Origin of the sequence: Desulfatiglans anilini DSM 4660 (assembly GCF_000422285.1) — a bacterium.
Classification (GTDB): domain Bacteria; phylum Desulfobacterota; class DSM-4660; order Desulfatiglandales; family Desulfatiglandaceae; genus Desulfatiglans; species Desulfatiglans anilini.
The window spans coordinates 60,438-69,600 of sequence record NZ_AULM01000019.1 but is presented as its reverse complement, the minus strand read 5'-3'; the positions used below and the strand labels follow the sequence as shown (position 1 = coordinate 69,600).

Below are 9,163 nucleotides of genomic sequence, written 5' to 3'. Positions count from 1 at the left end.
ATACCCAGGGACTGCTTGAAATAGGTGTCGTCTTTCTTATTGGTTACGGCTTCATAATCGCTTTGACCAAGAGAGAGCATGCCGACATAGCTGCGCACGACGTCGTCCAGTCCGATTCCGCTGACGCCTTTGGCAAGAGGAAATGCCTTCCGTGCTTTGCGTGGCAGGTCGCTGTAATAGTTGATGCCCAGTCCGATCAATGCAAGACCCGAGTGCGAGGTGTAGAAATCTTTTTTGGACCGCTCAAGGATAAATCGTTTCACGTTTCACCTCCCAAGTGATCTTTTGACAGGTGAAACCGTAGCACAGTTAGTGAATAAAATCAATATATTGTATTGCTCTGTGCGTTAATTTTATAAGTAATTCGCTCACGGATTCAGGAAGGTGTCCTGATTTTTCTCGATAAATTGTTCTTCTGTTAGACCTTGGCATGTTCACTAGGCCGTCTGAAATAGTTTCCGCCCTGAAATGGCCTTTTTGGGTAATCTCCGCGTCAATCTACATGTCTATTTTTACAGCGGCCTACGGGCCGCTTCCACCCAACAGATGGATTTTCTAGAATTAATCTTGAGCCCTCGTTTCCGACTGGAAGGTTTCTCTTGTCGGATGCGTTTTTTAGAATGGACACTGTTGGGAAACGGGCTGAAGAACACACAAGATCCTGCGGCCATTAGTGACAAGTAGGCCAACGATTCGGGGGGCTAAAGCGCCGGCACAGCAGCCCGGTGCAAAATCCAAAGAGAGAAGACATGGGCTGCCTGGTGGATCGGGGCGGCATTTAAATCGGGGGGCGTATGCTGCTTGATGGTCTGATTCAAAGGCGCTTTCGAACGCTTCAGCGCGGGTCCGGGATGACGTCTCTAGGAACGCGGGCGGCCGAGCAAGAAATCCCGACCAGGAATTCCGAAATACAACAAGCCGGTCGTAAAGAACTCGGCCTCGGCGCCTCAGATGATCGGATCCGATCGCCAAATGCCGATGGCGATCTCATCCTGAAGATCAGATATTATTTAAACCAAAGTTGAGAGTGAGTAAACTTATTTGATCCCTTGCCTCGCAAAGCATAAAAGGAACGTGCCCTTAAATTCTTGACCGTTTCTGCTTGAGAGCAATATTTTGGCGTTTAGACGATAGACGGTCTGTCGGGTTTTTGCGCAAGCTATGATGTCTCAGTCCCTTCAAGGCTTAAACTGCATTTTTGGGGCGAAAATGGCGTGTTTAAGCTGAAAAAATGACCTGTTAAAGCGTTTTATTCCAATGAAAATAGTGCGTTACCTTGGTCCGACCCCGCGGATTTCGACTTTGGATTGGAGGTGGCGCTTGACGGCGGCGATGGGGACGTCTTCGCGGTGAAAGATGCCGGCGGCGAGGGCCGATTCGACTTTTGTCCGCGTGAAGACCTCCAGGAAGTGTTCGGTGCTGCCGGCGCCGCTCGAGGCGATCACCGGGATGGTGACGGCGCTCTTGACGGCGTTGATGAGTTCGATGTCGAACCCGAGGTGGGTGCCGTCCCGGTCGATGCAGTTCAGGAGGATCTCCCCCGCGCCCAACTCTTCGGCCGCTCGCGCCAGGGTCACCGCATCGACCTCCCGCCCCTCGCGGCCGCCTTTGATGGTGCACTGGTACCAGCAGAAGCGCTCGCCGCCCGGACCGGGGGTTGCGGTTTCGATGACGTGGTGCCGCACCTCTTCGGGGGACCGGACATAGACGCGCCGAGGGTCGATCGAGATGACGACGGCCTGGCTGCCGTAAACGCGAGCGATCTCTTCGATGGCGCTCCGTCCCGTTTTGCGCCTATCCTTCAAATAGGCCTCGACGATCAAAACGGCGTCGCTGCCGATCGAAACCTTGTCGGCACCCGAGCGGAAATACTCGGAGGCCACTTCGAGGGATGAGTAGCGGCGGCCGTTCTCATCGGTGTAGTCCCGAATCCCCCCCCCGATGGTGAGCGGTACGAAGACGTTCAGGGATGTCTGCCGGAGCACCTCCAGCATCGGCATGTCTTCGAGCGGGAAATCCCGGAAACCCGTGATGTTGAGGAATGTGATCTCGTCGGCGCCATCCTCGTAATAGCGCCGCGCCAACTCCACGGGCTTTCCGAGGTTGCGCACCGCACCCTCCTCGCGGACATCGTACCGGTCCCCCTTGGTGACCACGAGGTCTCCGCGGTCGTCGCTGCGTACATCCAGGCAGGCGATGATCCGTTTGGCGAGCCGTGTACTCGTCGACCTCGTGGAAAGCCCGGGGAACTCCGGGCGCGCGGATTTGAGAAAATTTTTCAAGATCCTTAGGCCGTCCTCTCCGCTCTTTTCAGGGTGGAACTGCGTGGCGATGACGTTCCCCTGCTGGATGCTGCTGACAAAAGGAATCCCGTAATCGGTGCGGGTCAGAACCACCGACTCGTCCCGGGGCACGACGTGGTATGAGTGGACGAAATAGAATTTTTCGTCGCCGCGCAGTCCGTTTAGAATCGCCGAAGGCTGCAGGGCCCTCAACCCGTTCCAGCCGATGTGGGGGACCGCCAGGTCGACAACGAAGCGCTGGGCCCTCCCGGGTATGATGCCGAGCCCCGGCACCCCGGGCGCCTCTTCGCTCCCCTCGAACAGGGCCTGCAGGCCGAGGCATATGCCGAGGAAAGGCCGTCCGGCGCGGAGGTAGGCCCGCAGGGGTTCGATGAGGCCCTTTTCCTCCAGCGTCCGAATCATGTTGGCAAAATGCCCTACGCCCGGAAATATTAGGCGCTCTGCAGCGAGCAGGTCTGCGCCGCTCCGAACGATCCGGACGCTTTCCCCCAATTTCTCGATGGCGTTTATCACACTGCGCACGTTTCCTGCGCCGTAGTCCAGAAAAGTGATCATCGTTCCGTCCTTGAGTTGAGATCAGAAAGATATAAAGCATTCGGGGGCCGCGGGCAAGCGTCCTGATGGCCGCAGCTGGAAAAAGAAAAGCGTTTGCCCGGGGCCTCTTGCAAGCATCGGGATTCAGCTTTCGGGCTGACGAAGAGACCGCCAGGTCGCCCGCTCCAGGAAGCTGCCTTCCACGTTGTCCTCCATCTCGAGGAACATTTTCCAAGGCATGGCGAACGAGAGATACTCCGCCCCCAGAAGCTTGCGGACATATTTTCTGGCCGATATGTCTGTCAGTCCTACGACAGCCCTGGGGCTGGCGGACTCGGCCTCCTTGAACGGCAGGATGCCGATGGTCTGGCAGCCGGCGGCCCAGGGGATGGCTACGTTTTCGATGCCTTCCCTCGCGTAGTTGGCCAGGATCACCAAGGCCGAGATCTGATCCGGGTTGGCGGCGAAGACCACGGTCTCCGGCTTTTCGAGCGCGGGGTCGGTTTTCGGGAGAGGTTTGAAGAGCAGATACTTCGAACCGATGTCCCGCATGGGCAGTTCGCCCAAGAATTGTTTCACCAGCTCAGGGGTTTTCACATACCCCTCGCCTTCCAAAAATTCGTCCGTAAATGCCTTTCCCGCGGAGGCTTCCAGCTCGCGGGCGACCTCCTTGCCCTTTTCCGAATGGATATTGCCGGAAGACAGGAAATGGGCGAAGCACTCGACCCCGCCGGGAAATTGAAGGTAGGCGTTCCCGAACCCGAGCCCCACGCCCCCGCCCCAGCAGCCGTAAGTTTCCTTGTCGAACGCGGCTGTCTTGCCTCTGGCGGCGTTGGCGAACATGAACATCACGCATCCCCATTTTCCCTTCTTGAACTGCAGGGCGTTCTCGGGTTTCCGGTCGGCCAGGATCACGGCGACCGGGTTGAACTTGAGGCCGATGGCCTTGGCGATTTTCGATTCCATAAAACCTCCCCTGTTCCATTTGGATTCGCATTGCGTTTGCATCTGTTTGATCGTCGGGTTCTCCTTCAAGAGAATATATTATATAGTATCGCTCTGGGAAAGCATCCGGCGCGGCGACGTTTCCAAAAGGAAATGAGATGGGGAATGAACGACCGTCTTTCAACACGGAGTCGCCGATGCAGGATTTGCCGGAAGTCCGATCCGGCGATGATGGCTCGGGCGCAGGCCGGTCCGCAGAAAAGGGTGCGGCCCCGGATGTCCGGGAAGGCCGTGGAGCGGCGGCTTGTGTTCAGGACTCTCTTCGAATGAAAGGAGCGGGGAAGTGATGAACGAGTGGATAGAGATGGGGCGGAAGCTCAGGGAGCGGATCAATCCGTCCACCATGCCCGTGGCGGTGAGCTTCCTGGCGAAGGAGGACCAGATCCCTCAGAAGGCCCGCAGGCCGCTGCGCGACCTCGGTGTGAAGATGGCCCCGTGCCAGGGGGCTGCCATGGCGCGGCTCTATGGGTGGACGGTCGCGTTCACGCGCGCAGACGTCGGCTGCGCGATCGCCGCGCACACGTATGGGTGGGAGCGAGTGAGCGATCCGGCCGGACCCGTCGATTTTTTCACCCACATGAACTACGCGGCGGACGATGCATCCGCCGTCCGGATGTTCCAGGGGTTTCGCCTGCTCGAGGCGGAGCACGATCCCATCGTTCTGTATTCTCCGCTCGAGAAGACCGCGATGCCGCCCGACGTGGTGCTCGTCTACGTCAACCCCGCGCAGATGATGCGCCTGATCCATGGGTGCACGTTCCTGAGCGGCGAACCCATCCGGGGCTCCTTTTCGGGCCGGGCGGCGTCGTGCACGGAAGGGGTCATCGGCGCCTGGCTCGACCAGGATGCGAAGGTCGTGGTACCGGGAAACGGAGACCGTGTGTGGGCCGCCTGCCAGGACCACGAGATGGTGATGGCCATCCATGCCGCCCGCCTGGCGGAGTTGGTGGAAGGGCTTGAGAGGACGCACGAAAAAGGCATCCGGTATCCCGTTCCCGCCTATCTGCGTTTTCAGCCCGAGGTCGCCTTTTCGATGCCCCTGGCGGACATATTCAAGCGGCGCAGGGAGAGGCCCTGAGGCCCTAGGGTGTACCGGGCAAGGCAATAAACAAGAAACAAGCAATAATTAACAATTAGCAATAAACAATTAAATATAAATAAGAGCAATGGATAGATCGATTCATTGACCCGGGTAAGGGAGTGCCTTAGGCATGGAATTTGAACCCAATTTGACGTGCCGCCGCTGCTGGGCCGCTGCAGAGATCGTCGGCCGCTGAGCGGCGGCCAGGGTGGTCTGCAGGTCCTGCGGATGGGAGGCCCCGGCCTCGTCGTGCCGGGATGACATCGAACGGTGGAAGGAGTGCGTCTGGGAATGGTTCGTTTTGGGGGACCCTTCTCCTGAGCCGCATGATTGACCCTTGCGATCGCGGAATTCCCGTCCTTTGCTGTAGCATCGACCCGGAAACCGCGTTATGCCCCTTGACAGATGAAGGCGATTGCAGAATAAGACAGGAGCAGAACGACACCCCACCCATGCCGGATGGCTGGCACTGCCCAACGCACGCACGGGATAACCATGAAAAACGCGATCAAACAACTGTGGCTTGTCGTTGCCCTCATTGCGGCGGCCTCCTCGATCCTGCTGTTCTCAGACCGTGAACAGCGCGTAACGGATGAAAGCCGCCAGGCACGCACCTATCCTGCGCTCGCCGTCATGCAACTCACCTCGACGCCTCTCCTGGACGACCATATCGCGGGAGTTTTCTCCCGGCTGAAGGAGAGGGGCGCCTGCGCGCCCGGCAACCGGAACATCCGTCTCTTCAATGCGCAGGGGGATGTCAGCACAGCCAACGCCATCGCCCGGGAAATCGCCAACGGACCCTATGAACTCGTCATTACCTCGAGCACCGTCGCCCTGCAGACCTTTTCCAAAGCCAACCTCACGCGGAAGAAGACCCACGTATTCGGCGCCGTCACCGACCCATACGGCGCCGGGGTCGGCATCGAGGGTCCGGAGCCGCAGCAGCACCCCCCCTACATGGCGGGCATCGGCACGTTCCAGCCCGTTCGGCGGGCCATTCAGATCGCCCAGGACATGAACCCGGCCCTCGAACGCCTCGGAGTGGTCTGGAACCCGGGCGAGCAGTGCTCGGAGGCCTGTCTCGTTCAGGCCCGCGATATCTGCCGCGAGCTGGGGATCGATCTCGTCGAAGCGGTTGCCGCCAACACCTCCGAGGTCTCCGAGGCCGCCCGGTCATTGATGACCAGGAAGCCGGACGCCGTCTGGGTCGGGGGGGACACCGTGGCCAACGCCTCCATCCGGCTCATCATCAGCCTCGCCGGCGAGGCCGGCATCCCGGTCTTCACCAACGACCCGACCGACGCCGAAAAGGGGGCGCTCTTCGGGCTCGGCGCGGACTACTTCACCGTCGGCCGCTACACGGCCGACATCGCGGCGGACATCCTCGAAGGAAAAAGCCCGTCGGCATTCCGCATCGAGAATGTCATCCCGGATATGCTTCGCCTCAATCGGGAGGTCCTGGCAAGACTGGGCGGACGGTGGTCCCTCACGCCCTCCGTTCAAGCGCTTCTGAAAGAGCAGGGCGGAGGCCCCGACGCAAGGCCCGCCGCGCCGGAGCCCGGCAGATCGTACCACATCGGCCTGAGTCATTTCGTTCCCGCCCCCATTTTCGACATGGCCATCAAAGGTTTCAAGGACGGCATGCGTGACCTGGGCTTCGTGGAAGGAGACAACCTGATCCTGTCGGTCCAGCACGCCAACGGCGATATGTCCTTCCTGAATCAGACGACGGCCGACCTCCTGCTGCAGCGGCCGGACGTGCTCGTCGTCATGACCACGGCCTGCCTCAGCAGTGCGATCGCCCAGACAGAGGATACGAACATCGTTTTCGGCATCGTCTCCGCGCCGCTCGAGGGCGGCGCGGGAAAAAGCTTCGATGACCACCTGCCCAACGTGACCGGGATCGTTCAGCTGATGCCCGCCGAAGAACTGTTCGTGTGGGCGCGCAGGCTGTTTCCGGAGGCCAGACGCATCGGCGCGCTCTACAACCCCTCGGAGCCCAACTCGCTCAAGGAGGTGGACAACCTGAAGCGCATCCTGGACGGCAGCCGGATCGAACTCGTGACCGTCGCGGTCAACCACCCGAGTGAAGTCCCCGAGGGGATGCGCGGGCTCTTGGCGAAGGGGGTCGATCTCGTGTTCGCCATGGGCGACAACACGATCGTGAACGCGATGCCCGCCATCACGAAGGCCTGCCGCGCGGAGGGCACCCCGGTCATCGCCGAGGACGTCTCCCTCATGGGGACGGGGGCCGTCCTGTCCTGTGCGCCCGGCCCCTACGACTACGGCCGGGAGATCGCCGCCCTGACCGCGCGCGTCCTCCTCGGGGAGTCCCCCGCCGGCATCCCCTTCGCCCCTTGCGAAAAGAACGAACTGGCCCTCGACCTGGCGGCGGCGCGGGAGGCGGGTGTCACCGTCCCGGTCGAACTCCTCGAGCGGGCCGACCGGTTTTTCCATGTCCGCTCGAGCGGAGAGGCCCCGGCGACGGTCGCGCTGGTCAACCTCGTGGAGAACCCCGCCCTCGACCAGGCCATCCAGGGTGTGAAGGCCGCCTTGTCCGAGACGGGCCTGCTCGACGGGGTCGACTTCCGGATGAGGTCTTACTGCGCGCAAGGCGACATGTCCCAGCTGCCGCAGATCCTGGACAGTGTGCGGATGGACAAGCCCGATCTGATCGTCACGGTTTCCTCCCCCGTCCTCATCGCCGCCGTTCAGAAACATTTCGAGTGCCCCCTCGTTTTCACCGCTGCGAGCGACCCGAACGAACTCGGCCTCTTCAAGGACGGCCGTCCCGGCAACGTGTGCGGCATCCACGACGATCCCCCGCTGGGCGAAGTGCTCGAGATGGTGAGACGGCACGATCCAGGCCTCGGCGCCGTGGCGATCATCTACGACCCGTCCCAGATGAACGCCCTGATCTCCGTGAAGCGGCTCAGGAAGGCCTGCGAGGAGCAGCGCGTCCGCATCCTCGAGGCCACGGCGTCCACCGTCTCCGAACTCCCGGTGGCCACGCAGGCGGTCATCGACCGCGGCGCCCGGGCGATCGTCCTTTCGGCGGACAACCTCGTCACCACGGGGTTCAAGGCGATCCTCAAAGTGGCCCAGGCCGCCGGCGTCCCGATCTATGTCACGGATATGGCGCTGATCGCGGAGGGAGCGAGCGGAGGCGTGGGGGACAGTTATTTCGAGTGGGGGCGGCAGTCCGGGCGGCTGGCTGCGAAGGTCCTGGCCGGTGTGCCTCCATCCCGTCTGCCCGTCAGGCCCACCGCGGCCCACACGCGCGTCGAACCGGCGGAAAAAGCGGTATCCAGGGCCAAGACGCCCTTCAAGCTCCGCCTCGTCCTTTACTGTGAAACGTATTCATCGGAGCACTGCCGCAACGGGCTCCTCGATGGGCTCAAGAAGGCCGGCCTCGTCGAAAACCGGGACTATGCGCTGCGCGAGTTCAACGCGCAGGGGGATATGTCGACCCTCTCGAGCATCATGACGGCCGTCAGGGCGGACCGCGTCGACCTGCTCATGGCGGTGTCGACGCCGACCTTGCAGGCGGCGCTGCGCCAGGCAGGGCCTGAGACGAAGATCGTTTTTACGGGGGTGGGCGATGGCGTCTCCGCCGGCGCGGGGAAGAGCGAGGCGGATCACCTGCCGAACGTGACCGGCATCACTACCCGTTCCCCCTTCGAGGGGATGGCCCGGATCGTCAGGGAGAGTCTGCCGGGGATCCAGCGCGCGGGGACGCTTTTCACCCCCGCTGAGGTCAACAGCGTGTTTTACAAGGACGCGCTGGCGGAGGCCCTCGAAAAGGAGGGCATCGAACTGGTCTCCGTCCCGGTGACGAGCAGCGCCGAGGTGGCGCAGGGGGCCGTCGATCTATGCGGCAAGGATATCCAGGCCCTGGTGCAGATCCCGGACAACCTGACCCGGCCCGGTTTCGCTCTGATCGCCCGCAAGGCCGGCGAAAGGGATCTGCCCGTCTATGTGTTCGACACCGACCAGATGAAGGAGGGGGGTGTGCTGGCTCTTGCCCGGGATTATTACGACGCCGGGCTGGAGGCGGCCGAAATCGCCGTCCGCATCCTGCGCGGCGCAGACCCGAAAGACATTGCTTTCAGCAATACCCGTTCGGAGAAGCTGATCGTCAACTCCGGCCTGGTCCGCCGGTTCGGGCTCCATCTCAGCGAGGAAACGATGCGCAAAGCCACGCTTTACCCAGCGGGCGATTCCGATTGATCGAGGGGAG

General features: G+C 61.3%; 4 protein-coding genes and 1 pseudogene. 2 read left to right on the top strand and 3 right to left on the bottom strand.

Annotated features, from left to right (window positions below; translation table 11 throughout):
* The 3 genes and pseudogenes from H567_RS0113490 to H567_RS0113480 all read right to left on the bottom strand — a co-directional run.
* Window positions 1–263: pseudogene (locus tag H567_RS0113490) on the bottom strand (IS1380 family transposase); the annotation flags it as partial.
* A gap of 1,008 nt (window positions 264–1,271) precedes the next feature.
* The gene (locus H567_RS0113485) at window positions 1,272–2,858 is read right to left on the bottom strand and encodes an imidazole glycerol phosphate synthase HisHF (protein WP_028321803.1); all 1,587 of its coding nucleotides are present in this window, start codon (window positions 2,856–2,858) and stop codon (window positions 1,272–1,274) included.
* A 123-nt stretch (window positions 2,859–2,981) separates the two neighbouring features.
* A complete protein-coding gene (locus tag H567_RS0113480; protein WP_028321802.1) occupies window positions 2,982–3,803 on the bottom strand; it encodes a DUF169 domain-containing protein in 822 nt (273 codons plus the stop codon).
* A 325-nt stretch (window positions 3,804–4,128) separates the two neighbouring features.
* Here H567_RS0113480 and H567_RS24910 point away from each other — a divergent pair, with 325 nt between their 5' ends.
* Window positions 4,129–4,920 carry a DUF169 domain-containing protein gene (locus H567_RS24910; protein ID WP_051184845.1) on the top strand — a complete coding sequence of 264 codons (792 nt, stop codon included), beginning with the start codon at window positions 4,129–4,131 and terminating at the stop codon, window positions 4,918–4,920.
* Between the two features lie 498 nt (window positions 4,921–5,418).
* Window positions 5,419–9,153, top strand: a complete 3,735-nt coding sequence (locus H567_RS0113465) for an ABC transporter substrate-binding protein (protein ID WP_028321801.1) — start codon at window positions 5,419–5,421, stop codon at window positions 9,151–9,153.
* Window positions 9,154–9,163 lie beyond the last annotated feature (10 nt).

Excerpts from the sequence above, each read along its gene's own strand:
- H567_RS0113485 (WP_028321803.1), bottom strand. The coding sequence starts at position 2,858 with ATGATCACTTTTCTGGACTACGGCGCAGGAAACGTGCGCAGTGTGATA.
- H567_RS0113480 (WP_028321802.1), bottom strand. The coding sequence starts at position 3,803 with ATGGAATCGAAAATCGCCAAGGCCATCGGCCTCAAGTTCAACCCGGTC.
- H567_RS24910 (WP_051184845.1), top strand. The coding sequence starts at position 4,129 with ATGAACGAGTGGATAGAGATGGGGCGGAAGCTCAGGGAGCGGATCAAT.
- H567_RS0113465 (WP_028321801.1), top strand. The coding sequence starts at position 5,419 with ATGAAAAACGCGATCAAACAACTGTGGCTTGTCGTTGCCCTCATTGCG.